Source organism: Paenibacillus sp. FSL P2-0089, from assembly GCF_038595095.1.
Taxonomy (GTDB): Bacteria; Bacillota; Bacilli; order Paenibacillales; family Paenibacillaceae; genus Paenibacillus_AQ; species Paenibacillus_AQ silagei.
In genome coordinates this window covers 4139967-4158285 of record NZ_CP152006.1, presented here as the reverse complement: position 1 = coordinate 4158285, position 18319 = coordinate 4139967, and the positions used below count along the sequence as shown (strand labels likewise).

The following is an 18319-nucleotide window of genomic DNA, read 5'->3' as shown; positions in this document are numbered from 1 at the left end:
CATTACAAACCTGAGGAGGATTTAAGATGTCAACAGATTCCGTAGTGAAGAACTTTGATACCTGGAAAAGTTTTTTGGGCGACCGGGTCATTCAGGCTGAAAAAATGGGGATGAGCGACGAGACCATCACCAAGCTGGCGTTCGAAATCGGGGAATTCCTCGATAAGAAGGTCGATCCGGGCAACTATTCCAACCGGGCCATCAAAGAGCTGTGGGATGTCGGAACGGATGATGAGAAGCATACCATTGCCGGACTCATGGTCAAACTGGCGAAGAAAAACGCATAGGTACGCGGAAGAAGCTCCCCTTGCGGGAGCTTTTCTGCAATTATTACAATCGTGTCCTTGCCTTTCAATTTTTTTTTATATATCATTAACATGACCCGTGTATCTGAAACAACATGCAGGGAAAAGGAATCTATGAGGTGCGCACAAGTGGAATATAAACAATGGTATATGGAGTATAAGATACATAAGAACAGACCCGGTCTGTTAGGCGACATTGCTTCCATGCTGGGGATGCTGGAAGTCAATATTCTGACGATTAACGGCGTGGAAGGCAAGACGCGCGGAATGCTGCTGGAAACCAGCGACGATGAGAAGATCATGCTGATGGGCGAAATGCTCAAGAAAGTTGATAATATAACGGTTACGGCACTCCGTACACCGCGGCTTGTGGACCGGCTGGCGGTCCGGCATGGACGGTACATCGACCGGGATTCGGATGACCGCAAGACCTTCCGCTTCACCCGCGATGAGCTCGGGCTGCTGGTCGATTTCCTGGGCGAGCTGTTTAAGAGAGAAGGCAATCAGGTTATAGGACTACGTGGCATGCCGCGGGTAGGCAAGACAGAATCGATTATTGCCGGCAGCGTCTGTGCGATGAAGCGCTGGACGTTTGTCTCCTCTACGCTGCTGCGCCAGACCGTCCGCAGCCAGCTCGCCGAAGACGAGATGAATCCGCATAATGTATTTATCATTGACGGGATCGTCAGCACCATCCGCTCGAATGAGAAGCATTATAACCTGCTGCAGAATGTCATGAGTATGGCAAGCACCAAGGTGATTGAGCATCCTGATATTTTTGTGCGGGAGTCCGAATTCACCTTCGATGACTTCGATATTATTATTGAGCTGCGCAATTCACCGAACGAAGAGATATTGTACGAGTCGTTTACGACAAGCTACAGTGAAGATCTTTAATATATTTCATTAAGAGCATTGCTCACACAACATTCAGGAGGTGATGGTATGTCGGAACTGGGCCGGCATTTGAAGGAGGCTCGTCTGCAAAAGGGGATGAGTCTTGATGATGTCCAGGAAGTAACAAAGATCCGCAAAAAATATTTGGAAGCCATCGAAGCAGGGGATTATAAAGTGCTTCCCGGCAGCTTTTATGTCCGGGCTTTTATCAAAACCTATGCCGAGGCGGTCGGGGTCAACCCGGATGAGCTGATGGAGGAGCACGGCAATGTGCCTGCTGCTCCCGTCGATACTACCATGGAGACCGTGATTCAGAAGCGCAGCCGCAAGCCTGAAACGGAGCGTAACGCCAAGTGGCTCCCGACCTTGCTGATGTGGACCTTCCCGGTGCTGATTCTGGTGGTCATCTACTTATATGCCTCTTCCACGATGAATAATGATTCGCCGGAGAAAGCGGATAATGCAAGCATGACTACCGCGACGCAAGATCCGGCTAAGGCTAAGCCTTCTCCTACTGCCGCTGGAGGCGGTGCAGTGCCTTCAGCGACAGCGGATGCGGCAGCTACACCTGATGCAGGAGCCGCGGCAACCACTGCGCCTGCTGCAACTCCAGAGCCGTCTCCATCGGCTTCTCCGGGTGCTGTCACCGTTACTCAGGACCGTAAATCGGGCAAGACAACGATCTATAAGGTCTCCGCGCCTGCCGGAAGCCAGGTTCAGGTCGTGATTGCCTCAACCGGAGTCAGCTGGCTTGAAGTGTACAAGGGCGAGAACTCCAAGGGGGAGAAGCTCAGCTTCGGGAACACTAAGGCCGGCGATAATCTCAGCTTCACGCTGGACAGCGAAGGCATGTATATCAAATCGGGATATTCACCGGCTACCGCGATTTCGGTCAACGGACAGGCTATTACCGACGGCAAAACCTCCTCGCGTCTGCTGCTTGAACTGGACAGCGGTACGGACGGCGCTGCTGGCGGGAGTACTACCGGAGAATAATACATCCGATGTATAGTCTTTGGCGGATTGGAGAACCTAGAAGTGTTTAACAGTTCTCTCGCCAAAGTGAGGTGTATTCTCTCATGACCGTCAGCTGGATTGTAACAGGGCTTGGCATTATTGTCAGTCTCCTGGGGTATTATTTGACACCGGGCGCCTGGGGATATGGTATTCTGGGCTTTGGACTGGCACATGTTCTGCTGGGGATTCTGGATATGTTCCGGGCTCCTGCACGCAGCAGATAATATTTAGAGGTGAGCGTCTCCTGGACAGGTTCCGGGAGGCGTGTTTTTAGGTGCACTCTTTTCCAGTATTAGACTTAAGAGCCCCTATCTCATATAATAGGAACAGACTAATTGGAAGTAAAGGATGTGGAACCATGAGTTCAGAAAGTTCATTTGATATCGTATCCAAGATGGATATGCAGGAGCTGACCAATGCGGTTCATCAAACCGAGAAGGAAATTGATAACCGGTTTGATTTCAAGAACAGCAAGAGCAGCCTGAAGCTGGAGAAGGATGCGCTTGTCATCGCCTCAGAGGATGAATACAAGCTGAATGCAGTTATTGATATCCTCCAGACCAAGATGGTGAAGCGGGGAATCACGCTGAAGAATATGGATTTCGGCAAAGTGGAGCCGGCTTCGCTCGGCACGGTGCGCCAGCGGCTGGGACTGCGGCAAGGGATAGACCAGGAGAATGCGAAGAAGATCAATATTCTGATCCGCGATTCCAAGCTGAAGGTTAAGAGCACGATCCAGGGTGATCAGATCCGTGTGACTGGCAAAAGCCGCGACGATCTCCAGCAGATTATCCAGCTTTTACGCAAGGCTGATTTGCCGCTTGATTTACAGTTTAACAATTTAAAGTAAGATCATGTGCCCCGCAGTGTATACTTACCTTACTTGCGGGGTGCTTCATGTTTTTTTGACACTTATTTATGGCTATAATATACTAGCTAAGCAGTTTTGAAGAAAATGCTGGAATACCGGATTCGTATGGACTAGGGGAGGAAACTTCAGTGAATTTACCCAACCGCATCACATTAGCACGTATTTGCCTTATCCCAATCATGATGTTTTTTCTGCTGGTGGACTTCAGCTTCTATCCGGAACCGATACATTGGGGCTCCTTTCAGCTTTCAATTAATCACTTGGTCGCGGCAGTTATTTTTCTGCTGGCAGCCAGTACCGATGGAATTGACGGTTACATAGCCAGAAAATATAACATGGTCACCAATCTGGGCAAGCTGCTCGATCCGCTTGCGGATAAGCTGCTGGTCTCGGCCGTGCTGATCTCGCTGGTCGAGCTGGGAAGATGCGATTCCTGGATTGCCATTGTCATCATCAGCCGCGAGTTTGCCGTGACCGGCCTGCGCCAGGTGGCACTGCTGGAAGGGAAGGTAGTGGCTGCAAGCAAATGGGGAAAGGTAAAAACAGTGATTCAGATTGTTGCTATTTCCCTGCTGCTGCTTAACAATTTCCCGTTCCAGTTCGTCAGCATCCCTGTGGATGACATTGCCATCTGGGCGGCAGCCATCATTACCATTTACTCTGGCATTGATTATTTCGTGAAGAATAAGGATCTGCTGGATTTGAACAAAGCCTGAGAGGCTGGAACAGGCTTAACCTTGCAGGATACCTACAATCAGGAGGAGAACGTCAGCTATGAAAGCAGAGATTATTGCCGTTGGAACAGAACTTTTACTTGGACAAATCGTGAACAGCAATGCCCAGTTTCTTTCAGTCGAGCTGGCTGCATTAGGCATTGACGTTTATTTTCAGACCGTTGTGGGAGATAACAAAAACCGCCTTCTGGAAGCGATCCGGATTGCTCAGAGCCGGGCGGATGTTATATTGTTCACGGGCGGCATTGGTCCGACCGAGGATGATCTGACCAAGGATGCGCTGGCTGCGGCGCTTGGCCGGACCCTGCACATCGACCAGCTGGCCATGGATCATGTGCAGCGCTTCTTCGATGACCGCAAGATTGTAATGACTGAGAATAACCGCAAGCAGGCGCTTGTTATTGAAGGGACGACTCCTCTGTCCAATGATACCGGCCTTGCGGTAGGGATTGCTTTTGCAGAAGAAGACAAATATTATATCGTGCTGCCCGGCCCGCCCCGGGAGATGAAGCCGATGTTCACGGATAAGGCCAAGCCATGGCTTCAGCAGCATGCACTTACTGATGAAATGCCGCTCTACTCGAAGATGCTGAAGTTCGCCGGGATTGGCGAGTCGCTGCTGGAGGACAAGCTGATTGAACTGATCCGCAGCCAGAGCGATCCAACGATTGCCCCGTATGCCAAGGAAGGCGAAGTGACCGTGCGTATCTCCACCAAGGCGCCGTCCGAGCGGGAAGCTATGGTCAAGCTCGATGCTCTGGAGAAGACGATTGCGGACATTCTGCCGGAGAATCTGTATGCCAACATCGATGTGCCGCTGGAGCAGCTGATTGTGGACTGGATGGCGGATGCGGGACTCACTCTGAGTGCTGCCGAGAGCTGTACAGGCGGTCTGCTGATGGAGAGCATTACGAATATTCCGGGCAGCGCCTCCATGTTTGCCGGAGGAATCGTGTGTTATTCCAATGATATTAAGAAGAAACTGCTGAATGTGCCTTCCGCCATGCTTGAAGGTCCGGATGCCCCGGGAGCGGTGAGCCGCGAGGTTGCGGAGGTACTGGCTGAGCAGGTGCGTATGATCGGTGACACGGACTTCGGCTTATCGGTTACTGGTGTAGCCGGACCGGGATATTCTGAGCGCAAGCCGGTGGGTCTTGTGTTCGTAGGACTGGCTGAGCGGGGCTGCAAGACAGAGGTATATGAGCTGAATCTGAAGGGCACCCGTGAGAACATCCGGCTGCGTACCGTCAAGGCGCTGCTGTACCGGTTGTGGCGCCGCCTGGAAGAACGCAAGGTTGCTACTCCGCTGGAAGGCTCGGCCTTGCAATAACTGTACGGGCCGGTATATAATTCATGTATACGGAAGAACCGTGGCTTGAGCGATCATGCTGCGGTTTTTTGTTTTATATTAGGTATAACAAATTATCCTATGGCTGTTCCTATTAACGTAAGAAGCGGAAGAGAAGCACCTGCTGAGTTTTGCATCCGGAAGGAGGCCTGCATCTTACAATAAAAGGGATTGTTATCCCCGGGAGCAAAAAAAACGAATGTATGTTCTAAAAAAGACTTGGCAAGCCCTTCAAAACACGTTATGATAATACTATAAACAGTGAAGGAAGTGGTCTGATTGTCAGATCGTCGTGCAGCGCTTGATATGGCGCTTCGTCAAATAGAAAAACAATTCGGTAAAGGTTCGGTAATGAAACTGGGAGAATCCACTCACATGAAAGTGGAAGTTGTACCTAGCGGATCTTTGGCACTTGATATTGCACTAGGTATTGGCGGACTTCCCAAAGGACGTATTATTGAAGTATATGGACCGGAATCTTCCGGTAAGACGACGGTTGCACTTCATGCGATCGCTGAAGTACAGAAGCAGGGCGGACAAGCTGCCTTCATCGATGCTGAGCATGCGCTTGATCCCAAGTATGCCAAGGCGCTTGGCGTTAACATTGATGAACTGCTGCTGTCCCAGCCTGATACGGGTGAACAGGCCCTGGAAATCGCTGAAGCGCTTGTACGCAGCGGAGCAGTAGACATCATTGTAGTTGACTCTGTAGCAGCACTTGTGCCGAAGGCAGAAATTGAAGGCGATATGGGTGATTCCCACGTAGGTTTGCAGGCCCGTCTGATGTCCCAGGCCTTGCGGAAGCTGTCTGGTGCCATTAACAAATCCAACACTATTGCGATCTTCATCAACCAGCTTCGTGAGAAGATCGGCGTAATGTTCGGTAACCCTGAGACCACTCCGGGTGGGCGCGCTCTGAAGTTCTACTCCTCTGTCCGTCTGGATGTGCGCCGGGTAGAGAGTATCAAGATGGGTAACGATGTCGTGGGTAACCGCACGAAGATCAAGGTTGTGAAGAACAAGGTAGCGCCTCCGTTCAAGCAAGCGGATGTAGATATCATGTACGGCGAAGGAATCTCCAGAGAGGGAAGCCTTGTGGATATCGGTACGGAGATGGATATTGTCAACAAGAGCGGTGCCTGGTATTCCTATGAAGGCGAACGTCTGGGTCAAGGACGGGAGAATTCCAAGCAGTTCCTGAAGGAACATCAGGATATTGCTCTGCTGATCGAGAACAAGATCCGTGAGGCAAGTAATCTCACGACTCTGGTAGAGGCACCATCTGAAGCGGCTGTGGCTGCGGAGCAAGAGGAAGAAGAGAAGCTGCTGCTTGAGATTGAGTAATTAAGTACTCCTCTACTTCTAATTGAATAATGAAGTCAAGATGGATAGGCGCCCTGTGAAGATATAACAGGGTGCCTTTTCGTAAATATTTCAGCTTAAGTAGGTGAATGGCAGGATGGTTATCCAATTGGATGAGGAATTCGAAGAACAGGATGAGCAGCAGGTGCTGGCGGATTTCCCGGCAGATCAAGAGCTGGTAATTACAAAGGTAGAGCGGCTTAAGAAGTCTAATTATCGTTATCTAATCCATTTCGGAGACTACAACATGACTGTTCATGAAGATGTCATGATTAAATACCGGATGATTACCGGGAGTGCTTTTGTAAAAGCGGATCTGGAGGATATCGTTGCCGCAGACGAGCGCCAGCGGGCGTATGTGGAGGGGCTTAGGTATCTGGAGCGCAAGCCCAGAACCGCACAGGAGATGGCCCGCCGTTTAAGGGAGAAGGAAATAGGGGAGACTGTTATTGCCGAAGTTCTGCTCCGCCTGCAGGAGGAACGTCTGCTTGATGATCCCTTGTACGCCAAGCAGTGGGCGGAGCAGCGGATTCTGAATCAGCGTAAGGGCAAGATGTGGATCCGGCAGGAGCTGCGGGAAAAAGGGATTGATAAGTCGCTGATTGCGGAAGCGCTGGATGAGATCACACCCGAGCAGGAGCTGGAGAGCGCGCTGCAGACCGGACGGAAGAAATGGAATACGCTCCGGGGAGATGTGAACGACAAACGCCGGAAGACAGGGGCGTTCCTGATGCGCCGGGGATTCTCAGGAGAAATGGTGCGCCAAGTGATCGGGATTCTGCGGGATGAGCAGGATTCTGAGGGGGAAGAAGAGGAGTTTTACTTCCCGGATTGATTCTCTTGACTTTATTACGGTTATCGACTCTCTTGACAAGGTCTTTTTATAAATAATAAAATATAACATGAATCGGCATAAACTAAGATTCCTTTTTCCTTCCCAAAAAGCAGACTCTTATGTTCCGGTTCGCGTACAACTCATATGAAATGTAATCGCCGGATAAGGCGGGCAATGTGCATGTGCAGCATGTGCAGTATGGCAATCGGTGTATTACCGGTTTTTTGTATGGTGATGAACGGATAGTTTAACAACTGCACAAATACCCAAGGGAAGATCCTTGGAGGATATCAACGAGGAGGTGAACAGATGGATCCATTGATCTGGGTCATAGTCGTTCTCGTTGTAGCTGCAGCATTCTTTGGATTCGGTTATTTTATTCGTAAATCCCTTGCAGAAGCTAAGATTTCCAGCGCAGAGAAAGAAGCCGTAGTCATCGTGGAGAACGCGAAGAAAGAGGCGGAGGCGCTGAAGAAGGAAACGGTACTTGAGGCTAAGGACGAAGTTCATAGAATCCGTACCGAAGCTGAGAAAGAAACTCGTGAACGTCGGAATGAAATCCAACGGCAAGAGCGACGTTTGCTGCAAAAGGAAGAATCGCTGGATAAAAAAATGGAATCGCTTGAACGAAAAGAAGAACAAGTAGCTAACAAAGAGAAACGAATTGATGAAACCCAACAGCAAATTGATGTTATTTACAAGAATCAGGTTACTGAACTGGAACGTATCTCCAATCTGAGCATCGATGATGCCAGAAGTATCATTCTCAGCAATGTAGAACAGGAAGTTCGCCATGAAACTGCTCAGATGATCAAGGAAATCGAACAGCAGGCTAAGGAAGAAGCGGACAAGAAAGCCCGTGAGATTATCACCTTGGCGATTCAACGCTGTGCGGCTGATCATGTGGCGGAAACTACGGTATCTGTCGTTACCTTGCCGAATGAAGAGATGAAGGGCCGGATTATCGGTCGTGAAGGCCGCAATATCCGTGCGCTGGAGACTCTGACCGGGATTGATCTTATTATTGATGATACGCCGGAAGCCGTTATTCTGTCAGGATTTGATCCGATCCGCCGCGAAGTGGCCCGTACTGCACTGGAGAAGCTGGTCGCAGACGGACGTATCCATCCTGCACGTATTGAAGAAATGGTGGAGAAATCCCGCAAAGAAGTGGATGAACGGATTCGCGAATACGGTGAACAAGCTACCTTCGAGGTTGGCGTTCATGGTCTGCACCCGGATCTGATCAAAATTCTGGGCCGCCTGAAATTCCGCACGAGCTACGGTCAAAACGTACTGAAGCACTCCATGGAGGTTGCTTATTTGACTGGACTTATGGCCGGTGAGCTTGGGGAAGACATCGTGCTTGCAAAACGTGCCGGACTGCTGCATGATATCGGCAAAGCGCTTGATCATGAAGTGGAAGGTTCGCATGTTGAAATCGGCGTCGAACTGGCGAAGAAGTACAAGGAACATCCGGTGGTTATCAACAGTATCGCGTCCCACCATGGAGATTGCGAGGCTACCTCGGTTATTGCTATGCTGGTTGGTGCTGCTGATGCTTTGTCGGCTGCCCGTCCAGGTGCACGCCGTGAGACCCTGGAAACGTACATCAAACGTCTGGAAAAGCTGGAGGAGATCTCGGAGTCCTTCGAGGGTGTCGAGAAATCCTATGCCATTCAGGCGGGCCGCGAGGTTCGCGTAATGGTACAGCCTGAGAAGATTGATGATGCCGAAAGCTTCCGTCTGGCCCGCGATATTACGAAGATGATTGAGAGTGAGCTGGATTATCCAGGTCATATCAAGGTTACGGTAATCCGCGAGACACGCGCTGTAGAATATGCGAAATAAATAAGGAAATCGGCCCCCTTGCGGGGCCTTTTTTCATGCAGCACGTCGTGGAGTTTGGAATGAAGCAGAATAGGTGAAATTATACTTAAGCAGCGATTTATGGTTGGCAGAGCATACACAAACCCAAAATTTAGGAGGAGAAGATTATTAAAGTTTTATTTATCGGAGACATTGTAGGCAATACTGGCAGAAAAGCGCTGCGTGAAATGCTGCCTTCCCTGAAAAGCAAATATCAGCCGCATATCATCATTGCCAATGGTGAGAATGCCGCTGCCGGCAGAGGGATCACCGCTGCTATCGCTAACGAATTCTTTAACTGGGGTATCCACGGTATTACGATGGGCAACCACACCTGGGACAACAAGGATATCTTCGAGTTCATCGACGACGAGCCGCGGATCATCCGTCCGGCTAACTTTCCGCCGGGGACACCGGGCCGTGGATATACCGTTGTTAAGGGGAACGGCAAGCAGCTGGCGATTGTGAATCTGCAGGGCCGTACCTTTCTTCCGGCGATTGATGACCCGTTCCGGGTAGGCGAGGAGATTGTGGAGGAACTGCGCAGAGAGCATAAGTGCATTCTGGTGGATTTCCATGCTGAAGCAACCTCCGAGAAAATTGCGATGGGCTATTTTATGGATGGAATGGCTTCGATTGTAGTCGGCACACATACTCATGTGCAGAGTAATGATGATGTGATCCTGCCTGGAGGTACAGCGTATCTTACAGATGCGGGTATGGTTGGTTCAAGAGAAGGGATTCTGGGTATGGAAAAGGATGCGATCATCTATAAATTTACAACTCAGCTTCCCTCCCGGTTTGTAGTCGACGAAGGCAAATGGCAGCTGCATGGTCTATTCGCAGAACTTGATGAAGCTACAGGCAGAGCGACACGACTGGAGAAGATCCGGCTGCGTGAGGATGAATGGGTGATGAGCTAAGGACGGCAATGCCGTTTCTACTTGCAAATAGGTAATTCGGTAATACTCATTTTGTTTTGGGTGAAGTGTGATATTTATTATATCGAAAAAGAGTATCTTTTGAACTATTTTCTCCGGAGAGGTCCGCAAAAAGAAGGAATTAATTCTTCTGAAGCGAATAACATCTACTGTAGTGGAAGAAGAACACCATCATTTTCCCAGGGGAGGTACTTACTATGGATGTATTAAAAGTATCAGCTAAATCCAATCCAAATTCCGTTGCTGGCGCATTAGCAGGTGTTCTTCGCGAACGTGGATCGGCCGAGCTACAAGCTATTGGAGCAGGAGCACTGAACCAGGCCGTGAAGGCCGTTGCCATCGCCCGGGGATTTGTCGCACCTAGCGGAGTGGACTTGATCTGTATTCCGGCTTTTACGGATATAGTGATTGATGGGGAAGACCGGACGGCTATCAAACTTATTGTAGAACCTAGATAACTCAAGTGAATCATTTAGATTAGGCCTGTTTACATTGTAAACAGGCTTTTTGCTGTGCTGACTGCCGCTTCAGTTAGGTGCATATACATGAAATAGACGCTGGGCTGTCAACGGTTCATTTGGATATTCAGCAGGTGAAGAAAGAAGGAGAGCTGACCTATGGTGGGAAACAGGAGGCTGAAGGTGGCGGATTTTCATTGTGATGCTCTGAGTAAGCTGCAGGCGAATCCAGGGATAGATTTCAAGAATGATCCCCGGCTGGATGTGACCGCAGAGCGGCTGACAGAGGGAAATGTCGGACTGCAGGTTTTTGCCATCTATTTGTCTGCGGTGCGCGGAAGGGCAAAGTTCGAGGATATTCTGGGGCAAATCGAGTGCTTCCATCAAAAGGTTACCGGTCCTGGAGGGCTGCAGTGGCTGAGGTGGAAGGAAGAAGCGCAGGAAGGCAGCTTCACTGCACCGGCCTATGGAATGCTCTCTCTGGAGGGCGTGGACGGTCTGGAGGGCAATCTGTTCTATGCCCAGTTATGCTTCGAGCTGGGTGTGCGTTGCCTGGGGATTACCTGGAACTATGCCAACTGGGCTGCGGACGGTGTGCTGGAGCGGCGGAACGGCGGTTTCACTGAGCATGGCCGGAAGCTGATCGACTGGTGCAACGGGAGCGGAATGCTGCTGGATGTGTCGCATTTGGCCCCGGCAGGCTTCTGGGAGCTGCTGGAGCTCAGTACCCGTCCGTTCATTGCTTCGCATTCAAATTGCGCAGCGGTCTGCAGTCATCCCCGCAACCTGAGTGATGAGCAGCTGAAGGCACTGATTACCAAGGATGGGCGAATCGGGCTTACCTTTGTCCCCTGGTTCGTGCGGGATGAAGGAGCAGCCCGGAGGGAGGATATGCGGAGGCATATTGAGCATGTCTGTGGTCTTGGCGGGAGCGGACAGCTGATGTTCGGCTCGGATTTTGACGGAATTGAAGCGTGGGTAGAAGGGCTGGAGCATCCGGGGCAATATGCGGAGTTCGCCGAGATGCTGCTGAAATACTATCCCGAAGCTGATGTACGGGGCTGGCTGTATGAGAATGCGCTGGGGTTCTTGAGGGAGCAGCTGCCTTCTTCCGCAGGTTTACCCTCTTTTCTCACCAGGAAGTGACTATGAATTGGAAAAACCAGGATGAAGCATTCACAGAATCGTAATATGCCCGGAAAAAAGCCTCGCATTGTGATGCGGGTCTTTTTATTTTCAGGTAATTAGAGGTATAATGTTCAGTGGCTTGTACAGATACTAGAGAAAATACAAGGAGTGACTTAAAAATGAGCAAGACTGTACCCGTAGGTGTGTCGGCCCGGCATATTCACCTTACGCAGGAGCACGTAGAAGCATTGTTTGGCCCAGGTTATCAATTGACCGAGTTCAAACCGCTGTCCCAACCCGGACAATTCGCAGCGAATGAGCAAGTGGCTGTCATTGGTTCGAAAGGGAAGTTCGACAAAGTAAGAATCCTCGGACCTGCCCGTCCGGCTTCGCAGCTGGAAGTATCCCGCACAGACTCCTTCAGCCTCGGCGTGAAGGCACCTGTCCGTGAATCCGGCAATATTGAAGGAACACCAGGAATTACGATTAAAGGACCTGCCGGTGAAGTTGAGCTGGAGACTGGTGTTATTGTAGCAGCGCGCCACATCCACTTCCATACTTCCGAAGCAGAAGCTTGGGGCATTGCCGATAAGCAGCTCCTGAAGGTACGTCTGGGCGGCGAACGCGGGCTGGTGCTGGAGAACGTGATTGCACGCGTATCCGACAGCTTCAAGCTGGACATGCACATCGATACCGATGAAGCTAACGCTGCCGGTGCCAATAATGGCGATACCGCTGAAATCCTAGACTAGTATTTTATAATAGGTAAGACAAGAGCAGGGGACCCTTCCTCTGCTTTTTTGTTGTAGTTTTTTTTGAAAAGAAAGAAATGAAAGTTTTCATATTCGCTTTTATGTGTTATCATTATGTGTTATGACTTTGCTGAGCGCTATGTGGAGACGCCGCAAAAGGAATATACAGTAATGGAATTAAGGATTCACCAATATATGTATGCACAATGAAGGAGATAAAATGACATTTAACGATTTGAACCTGATCCCCCCGATTCTTAAGGCGCTTAGCCTGGAAAACTATACATCCCCGACCCCGATCCAGGAAGAGTCTATTCCTGCGGCATTAGCCGGCAGAGACATCCTGGGCTGTGCACAGACAGGTACCGGTAAAACGGCGGCCTTCTCGTTGCCGATTATTCAGCTGCTGAGCCAGCAGCCGGGCAGAACCGGCGGAGGCAAGCGCATCCGTTCCCTGATTCTTACGCCTACCCGTGAGCTGGCGCTGCAAATTCAAGAGAACATTCAGGCTTACAGCAAGTTCACAACCATCCGTTCGACAGCCATTGTCGGTGGAGTATCACAGAAGGCACAGGAGCGGGCGCTTGCAATCGGTGCCGACATTCTGATTGCTACACCGGGCCGTCTAATCGACCTGATCAGCCAAAAGCGTGTGGATCTGCAGCATGTGCAGATTCTCGTGCTGGATGAAGCGGACCGCATGCTGGACATGGGCTTCATTCATGATGTGAAGCGGATTATCGCCAAGATGCCGCTCAAGAAGCAGACATTGTTCTTCTCAGCCACTATGCCTGCGGAGATTTCGCAGCTGGTAAAGACACTGCTTGTCAATCCGGTGAAAATCGAGATTACTCCGGTATCCTCCACGGTAGACAGAATTGAGCAGTCGATCTATCTGCTGGAGAACGGAAATAAGCAGAATCAGCTGAACCGTCTGCTGCAGGACCCGTCGATTGTATCGGCACTGGTATTCACACGCACCAAACGCGGCGCGGACCGGGTAACCCGGGATTTAACCCGCATTAATATTACAGCACAGGCCATTCACGGGAACAAATCACAGAATGAGCGCCAGAATGCGCTGAGAAATTTCAAGAGCGGAGCGACACGCGTACTGGTAGCTACAGACATCGCTGCGCGCGGAATTGATATTGATGAGTTGTCCCATGTCATCAACTTCAACCTGCCGAATATTCCGGAAACCTATGTTCACCGTATTGGCCGGACCGGCCGTGCGGGGATGAGCGGCATCGCCATCTCGCTGTGCGAAGCGGAGGAAATTCCCTATCTGAAGGATATCCAGAAGCTGATCGGCAAGACGATTCCGGAGATCAAGGAGCATGCGTATCCGATGTCTAAGAGCAATCTGGCATTGCTGGCAGACCGTCCTGGCAAAGCGCCGGTCAAACCGTCGCAGAAAGCCAAGACGAATCCGCCCCGCAAGCCGAAGTCGGAATGGTTTGCGCAAGGCAAACAGCAGAGCGGCGGCAACACAGGTGGCGCTAAAGGCGCTTCTGGAAGCGGTCAAGCAGGCAGTGGAGCTAGAAGCGCATCGGGCAGCAGTTATGCTGGCGGTGGAGCGAGAGGTGCTTCGGGGGGCCAGGCTAATGCCAACGGGCGTCCAGGCGGCAGCCAGAGCCAGAAATCGTCCAGCGGTTCATACGGCCGTTCAAACCCTTCGGGCAGCAGACCTGGCGGTCAGAGCGGACGTCCGTCCAGCCGTCCAGCGGCTAAAGCGGGCCGCTCGTAATTCGATTTTGTAAGGTGCAGTAATGCTTGACCTTATCTAACATAAACACCCGCCATTCTCAGTATCTCACTGAAAATGGCGGGTGTTTGTCTGCTCCATGGCCTCTTAACGGTTATATCGCTTCTTGTCTGCCGCTGACAGCTTCCTCTGCAAGGTAGGCGCCCAGTTCCTCGCGCAGCGCGGTGCTAATGGAAGTCATTGGCAAGCGGAGCGTATCCGAGGAGAGCTCTCCGAGTTCGCTGAGCAGCCATTTGATCGGGGCTGGGTTGGACTCCTTGAACAGCAGCTTCATCAGCGGCACTAGCTGATCATACGCAGCCTGTGCAGCCTCAATCTGACCGGCTCTGTACTGCTCGTAGATGCTTAGGAAGCGGCCGGTATGTACATTGGCTGAGGCCAGCATGCCTCCGGCGGCCCCGTAGCCCAGCATGTCGAAGAAATGCAGATCGTCGCCGCAGAGCACAGGCTTGCTGCCGCTCTTGGACAGCTCGGAGACGAGCAGGGGGGAGCCGGAGCAGTCTTTTAACCCTACGACATTGTTCATCTCCAGGATCGTACGGGCGGTGTCCAGCGTCATGCCGACTCCAGTGCGGCCCGGGATATCGTAAGCCATAATGGGCAGACCCACTTCTGCCGCCTTGCGGAAATGGGCGATGATGCCTTCCTGGGACGGACGGCTGTAATAAGGGACAACCACCAGTGCGGCATCGGCACCTGCGTTCGCCGCCAGCTCAGTACGGGCCACGGTAGAGTAGGTATCATTTGTACCTGTGCCCACCACGAGCGGGATAGAGCTGGACTTCAGAAGTTCCCGTGAGGTATCCACGAGCGACTGTAATTCCTGTATATTGACTGTCGGCGATTCTCCAGTGGTTCCATTGACGACCAGACCATGAATATTGTTCTTGATGATGTTGTTCACATAACGCTGATACGATTCCAGATCAAGCTCACCAGCAGCATGGAACGGGGTGACCACGGGAACATAAATTCCATAAATCTGTTCTTCTGTTAACATGAATATCGTCCTCCAAAAATGTAAAATCCGTTTGTTCTACTGTACCATGGATTATTGCATCGTTGTTAGCTATAATAAATGATGTAGGTTATCAATAATATTGATGTTAGGGTGAGACGATGGACTTAACGTATATGCGGACCTTCCGCGAAGTGGCCAAGCGGCAGAGCTTCACGCGTGCGGCTGAAGAGCTGGGCTATGCACAGTCCAGCGTCACGACGCAGATACAGAAGATTGAGAAGGAATACGGCGTGCCGCTTATCGAACGGCATGGCCGCGCCTTGCGCCTGACACCGCCGGGAGAAGAACTGCTTAAGCTGTTCGTGGAGATTCTGGATCTCTATGACCGCTCTAAGGAAACAATCGCCCAGCAGATCGGCGGAACGCTTACGATTGGAACGATTGATTCGCTCGCAGCCTTCTATTTGCCGCCGTTCCTGCAGCAGCTGCGGACGATGTTCCCTGGTCTGAATATTCATCTGCAGACCGAGCAGGAGGCCAATCTGATCTCTAAAATCAGGGACGGAGAGGTTGATATCGGTCTTCTGCTGGACCGCAGCACGGTGGATAGCGCACTTACGCGAACGATTATCCGTGATGAGCCGCTTGTCCTCGTGGCACCAGCCAGCCATCCGCTGGCCCGGCTGGAGCAGGTGACCCTCCAGGATCTGAACAACTGCGAGCTGATTGTCTCCGAGGAGAGCTGCATTTACCGCAGCCTGTTCGAGAACCTACTCCGGGACCACGGGATCGTGTTCCGGATTGGTTTTGAGCTGTCGAATCTGGAGGCGATTAAGCGTTGTGTACGCAATGGCCTGGGCATAGCGCTGCTGCCGCGGATTGTGGCGGAGGAGGAGATCGAGCGGGGGAACCTGTCCGAGCTGTCTTTTGCCCACCCGGAGATTCATTTCGATCTGCAACTGCTGCTGCATCCGAAGAAGTGGAAGTCCCTGCCGCTCCAGTCGCTGATTCAGATGCTGCTTGAGGATGCCAAGGCGAAGACTGTTGCGCTGTAATGGTAACGTACCGGGCAGCGGGGAGCCGTCTCGTAACAAATTCATATCAGCAGAAGAGCACTGCCGTATCGCCCTCATGAAGGGTGCGGCAGTGCTCTTTTTGAGTTATAAGCTAATATTGATGATTACTTTAATACCTTTCCAGAATCAGCTGGGTCTTGAGGCCATCAGCAGGAAGAAGCCAGCCCTCGGCGTTCAGCAGGCTCATCAGCCCGGCACGTAACCCGGTTACACTGGTGCTATCGGTGGTTTTGAACGAAATTTCCACGATATTCTGGATGCCGCTTCCCGCCTCATCACGCACTGGCCATACCTCAAGAGTGATCTCCTGATTGTTCCAGGTGCCTGTATACCGCTCGAAGGTCAACGGGCCATGCGCCCGGGAGGCTGCCAGCTTCTGCTTCCCCCAGTTCGATGCAGACCAGTTCTTCAATTTGCCCGGCAGCTTGTCCAGCAGCAGCTTCAAGGCTTCTTCCTCAGAAGGGAGTACGGCTCCGGCAGCTTTGGTGCTGACCTTCTTGGTATTGGAGAAGCTGAGGGTCTGCTTACCATACCCCCAATCCACCTCTGCTTCATAGTTGTCATCTGAAGCGTCGAAGCCCTCCTGATTCGCCAGGGTGAGCGCTGCCTGGATATTTCCGTTCACGACAGGATAACGTTTCTTGTAGGTCAATTCATAATCGGATTTGTTCTCTTTTTTGCGCAACCGCACATCCCACCCCTTGCTGTTCAGCTCAAGCGTGTCGGTATCGAAATACCCGACTCGAATTGCCTGTGGAGTAGAATTCAGGTCGAACGTATCCACGACCTCGCTGCGCGGTGATCCGCTGCTGTCCAGTACAAGATCAGGGTCTGCCAGAAACTTCACCTCATAGGCTGGAACGGCGTTAGCTGCGGCTGAGACGCGCTCCGGCAGCAGAATACCCTGTCCGGCCATTCCACCCCCTACTGTCACAATACTCAGCATGAAGGACAGGGTAAGCTTTTTCCATTTTCTCAAGCATCATCACTCCTATGATCAGGTTTGGGTACATGACCCACTTTACGGGTTGAGTATATGGGAGCAGTTAAAGTGAAAGGGGAATTGCGTTAATCCTGCATAGACTTACTCAATGACGGCTAACAGTTTTTGGTGGCCAGCAGGCTGCTCCGGAAGCTCTCCATCTGCACTGAAGGATGCCGGTCCTTGTTATGCACGGCATAGATATAACGCGGTGACATCTCCCCTTGAATAGGCAGCACTTGAATTAGACCTTGCTGCTGCTCCCACTGTACCGCCATCCGGGACATCACGGAGATGTGGCCGCCCAGCTGCACGAGCTGCTTGATGGCCTCCAGTGAATCGACCTCAATCGTATTGCGCAGCTGCAGCCCTTGCTGTCCGAACCAGCGCTCCGTCAGGCGGCGGGTACTGGATTCGCTTCCGTGCAGCGCAAAGGGAGTCTTACTCATCTCCTCCATAGTAAGCTGAGTCTTGCGGGCGAGAGGATGCTTAGGAGAACAGATCAGGACGAGGTCATCTGTAATCAGCGATTCAGCCTGCAGAGCAGGCTCCGTGAAAGGCTCGGAGGAGATCACACCTAAGTCGATTTCGTGGCGGATCAGCATCTCCCGGATGACCGGGGAGGGCTTCACAGACAGAGCCATGCGGATGCCGGGGAACTCCTGGGAGAACGCATGTAATATGGATGGCAGCAAATAGGTTGCAGGTACATAACTGGCCCCAATCAGCAGCGTTCCCCGGTAGAGGGTGTCGAATTCTCCGGCTACCCGGCGGGCCTCACGGGCAAGCGCATTAATCTTCACGGAATAATGAAGGAGGGCTTGTCCTGCCTCGGTGAGAAAGGTTTTGCCGCTGCGGGCCTCGAACAGCCGGACCCCGAGCTCTTCTTCAAGCGACTTCATATGAAAGGTTACGGTCGGCTGCTTGATCCCGAGTACCTCGGCTACGCTGGTCATATGGTGCAGCTGGTCGATCAGTTCAATAATTTGCAGTTTCATCAGATTCATGGAGTTAC

General features: G+C 51.5%; 19 protein-coding genes. 16 read left to right on the top strand and 3 right to left on the bottom strand.

Annotated elements, in window-relative coordinates:
- Positions 1-26 precede the first annotated feature (26 nt).
- From NST69_RS17250 to NST69_RS17180, 15 genes are all read left to right on the top strand, one after another.
- Positions 27-287, top strand: a complete 261-nt coding sequence (locus NST69_RS17250) for a DUF3243 domain-containing protein (protein ID WP_036692667.1) — start codon at positions 27-29, stop codon at positions 285-287.
- A 132-nt stretch (positions 288-419) separates the two neighbouring features.
- Positions 420-1202: a DUF3388 domain-containing protein gene (locus NST69_RS17245; RefSeq protein WP_036724755.1), complete on the top strand. Its 783-nt coding sequence runs from the start codon at positions 420-422 to the stop codon at positions 1200-1202.
- Positions 1203-1250: 48 nt separating this feature from the next.
- Positions 1251-2198: a RodZ domain-containing protein gene (locus NST69_RS17240; protein WP_339249024.1), complete on the top strand. Its 948-nt coding sequence runs from the start codon at positions 1251-1253 to the stop codon at positions 2196-2198.
- 83 nt (positions 2199-2281) lie between these two features.
- Positions 2282-2443 carry a hypothetical protein gene (locus NST69_RS17235; RefSeq protein ID WP_179090467.1) on the top strand — a complete coding sequence of 54 codons (162 nt, stop codon included), beginning with the start codon at positions 2282-2284 and terminating at the stop codon, positions 2441-2443.
- A gap of 134 nt (positions 2444-2577) precedes the next feature.
- On the top strand, positions 2578-3069 hold the full coding sequence (locus NST69_RS17230) for a YajQ family cyclic di-GMP-binding protein (protein ID WP_036724757.1): 492 nt from the start codon (positions 2578-2580) through the stop codon (positions 3067-3069).
- Between the two features lie 149 nt (positions 3070-3218).
- Entirely contained in the window at positions 3219-3806 is a 588-nt protein-coding gene (pgsA, locus tag NST69_RS17225; RefSeq protein ID WP_036724758.1) for a CDP-diacylglycerol--glycerol-3-phosphate 3-phosphatidyltransferase, read from the top strand.
- Between the two features lie 58 nt (positions 3807-3864).
- Positions 3865-5154 (top strand): competence/damage-inducible protein A, encoded by a 1290-nt coding sequence (locus NST69_RS17220; RefSeq protein WP_342546502.1) that lies wholly within the window; start codon positions 3865-3867, stop codon positions 5152-5154.
- Positions 5155-5451: 297 nt separating this feature from the next.
- The gene (gene recA / locus NST69_RS17215) at positions 5452-6516 is read left to right on the top strand and encodes a recombinase RecA (protein WP_341185411.1); all 1065 of its coding nucleotides are present in this window, start codon (positions 5452-5454) and stop codon (positions 6514-6516) included.
- Between the two features lie 115 nt (positions 6517-6631).
- Complete coding sequence (locus tag NST69_RS17210; protein ID WP_342546500.1) at positions 6632-7369, top strand: RecX family transcriptional regulator; 738 nt, start codon at positions 6632-6634, stop codon at positions 7367-7369.
- Between the two features lie 309 nt (positions 7370-7678).
- Positions 7679-9220: a ribonuclease Y gene (rny, locus tag NST69_RS17205; protein ID WP_036724766.1), complete on the top strand. Its 1542-nt coding sequence runs from the start codon at positions 7679-7681 to the stop codon at positions 9218-9220.
- Between the two features lie 146 nt (positions 9221-9366).
- Positions 9367-10161 (top strand): TIGR00282 family metallophosphoesterase, encoded by a 795-nt coding sequence (locus NST69_RS17200; RefSeq protein WP_036724768.1) that lies wholly within the window; start codon positions 9367-9369, stop codon positions 10159-10161.
- A 215-nt stretch (positions 10162-10376) separates the two neighbouring features.
- Complete coding sequence (locus NST69_RS17195) at positions 10377-10637, top strand: stage V sporulation protein S (RefSeq protein WP_019910496.1); 261 nt, start codon at positions 10377-10379, stop codon at positions 10635-10637.
- A gap of 159 nt (positions 10638-10796) precedes the next feature.
- Entirely contained in the window at positions 10797-11783 is a 987-nt protein-coding gene (locus NST69_RS17190) for a membrane dipeptidase (protein ID WP_342546463.1), read from the top strand.
- A gap of 161 nt (positions 11784-11944) precedes the next feature.
- Positions 11945-12517 (top strand): phosphate propanoyltransferase, encoded by a 573-nt coding sequence (locus NST69_RS17185; protein ID WP_036692683.1) that lies wholly within the window; start codon positions 11945-11947, stop codon positions 12515-12517.
- Between the two features lie 220 nt (positions 12518-12737).
- Complete coding sequence (locus tag NST69_RS17180; protein ID WP_339310123.1) at positions 12738-14267, top strand: DEAD/DEAH box helicase; 1530 nt, start codon at positions 12738-12740, stop codon at positions 14265-14267.
- 112 nt (positions 14268-14379) lie between these two features.
- Here the strand turns inward: NST69_RS17180 and dapA are convergent, their stop codons facing one another.
- Entirely contained in the window at positions 14380-15285 is a 906-nt protein-coding gene (gene dapA / locus NST69_RS17175; RefSeq protein WP_339310121.1) for a 4-hydroxy-tetrahydrodipicolinate synthase, read from the bottom strand.
- A gap of 119 nt (positions 15286-15404) precedes the next feature.
- Between dapA and NST69_RS17170 the strand changes: the two genes are divergently transcribed.
- The gene (locus tag NST69_RS17170; protein ID WP_209879570.1) at positions 15405-16301 is read left to right on the top strand and encodes a LysR family transcriptional regulator; all 897 of its coding nucleotides are present in this window, start codon (positions 15405-15407) and stop codon (positions 16299-16301) included.
- 130 nt (positions 16302-16431) lie between these two features.
- Here NST69_RS17170 and NST69_RS17165 read toward each other — a convergent pair whose 3' ends face one another.
- Entirely contained in the window at positions 16432-17301 is an 870-nt protein-coding gene (locus NST69_RS17165) for a CYTH domain-containing protein (RefSeq protein WP_342546458.1), read from the bottom strand.
- Between the two features lie 119 nt (positions 17302-17420).
- Positions 17421-18311, bottom strand: coding sequence for a LysR family transcriptional regulator (locus NST69_RS17160; RefSeq protein WP_339310117.1), 891 nt, complete (start codon positions 18309-18311; stop codon positions 17421-17423).
- Positions 18312-18319 lie beyond the last annotated feature (8 nt).

Bases quoted from the DNA above. Each gene is read 5' to 3' on its own strand.
- rny (WP_036724766.1), top strand. From the start codon at position 7,679: ATGGATCCATTGATCTGGGTCATAGTCGTTCTCGTTGTAGCTGCAGCA.
- NST69_RS17245 (WP_036724755.1), top strand. From the start codon at position 420: ATGAGGTGCGCACAAGTGGAATATAAACAATGGTATATGGAGTATAAG.
- NST69_RS17180 (WP_339310123.1), top strand. From the start codon at position 12,738: ATGACATTTAACGATTTGAACCTGATCCCCCCGATTCTTAAGGCGCTT.
- NST69_RS17235 (WP_179090467.1), top strand. From the start codon at position 2,282: ATGACCGTCAGCTGGATTGTAACAGGGCTTGGCATTATTGTCAGTCTC.
- NST69_RS17230 (WP_036724757.1), top strand. From the start codon at position 2,578: ATGAGTTCAGAAAGTTCATTTGATATCGTATCCAAGATGGATATGCAG.
- NST69_RS17220 (WP_342546502.1), top strand. From the start codon at position 3,865: ATGAAAGCAGAGATTATTGCCGTTGGAACAGAACTTTTACTTGGACAA.
- NST69_RS17190 (WP_342546463.1), top strand. From the start codon at position 10,797: ATGGTGGGAAACAGGAGGCTGAAGGTGGCGGATTTTCATTGTGATGCT.
- NST69_RS17240 (WP_339249024.1), top strand. From the start codon at position 1,251: ATGTCGGAACTGGGCCGGCATTTGAAGGAGGCTCGTCTGCAAAAGGGG.
- NST69_RS17185 (WP_036692683.1), top strand. From the start codon at position 11,945: ATGAGCAAGACTGTACCCGTAGGTGTGTCGGCCCGGCATATTCACCTT.
- NST69_RS17160 (WP_339310117.1), bottom strand. From the start codon at position 18,311: ATGAATCTGATGAAACTGCAAATTATTGAACTGATCGACCAGCTGCAC.
- NST69_RS17250 (WP_036692667.1), top strand. From the start codon at position 27: ATGTCAACAGATTCCGTAGTGAAGAACTTTGATACCTGGAAAAGTTTT.
- NST69_RS17195 (WP_019910496.1), top strand. From the start codon at position 10,377: ATGGATGTATTAAAAGTATCAGCTAAATCCAATCCAAATTCCGTTGCT.
- dapA (WP_339310121.1), bottom strand. From the start codon at position 15,285: ATGTTAACAGAAGAACAGATTTATGGAATTTATGTTCCCGTGGTCACC.
- NST69_RS17210 (WP_342546500.1), top strand. From the start codon at position 6,632: ATGGTTATCCAATTGGATGAGGAATTCGAAGAACAGGATGAGCAGCAG.
- NST69_RS17170 (WP_209879570.1), top strand. From the start codon at position 15,405: ATGGACTTAACGTATATGCGGACCTTCCGCGAAGTGGCCAAGCGGCAG.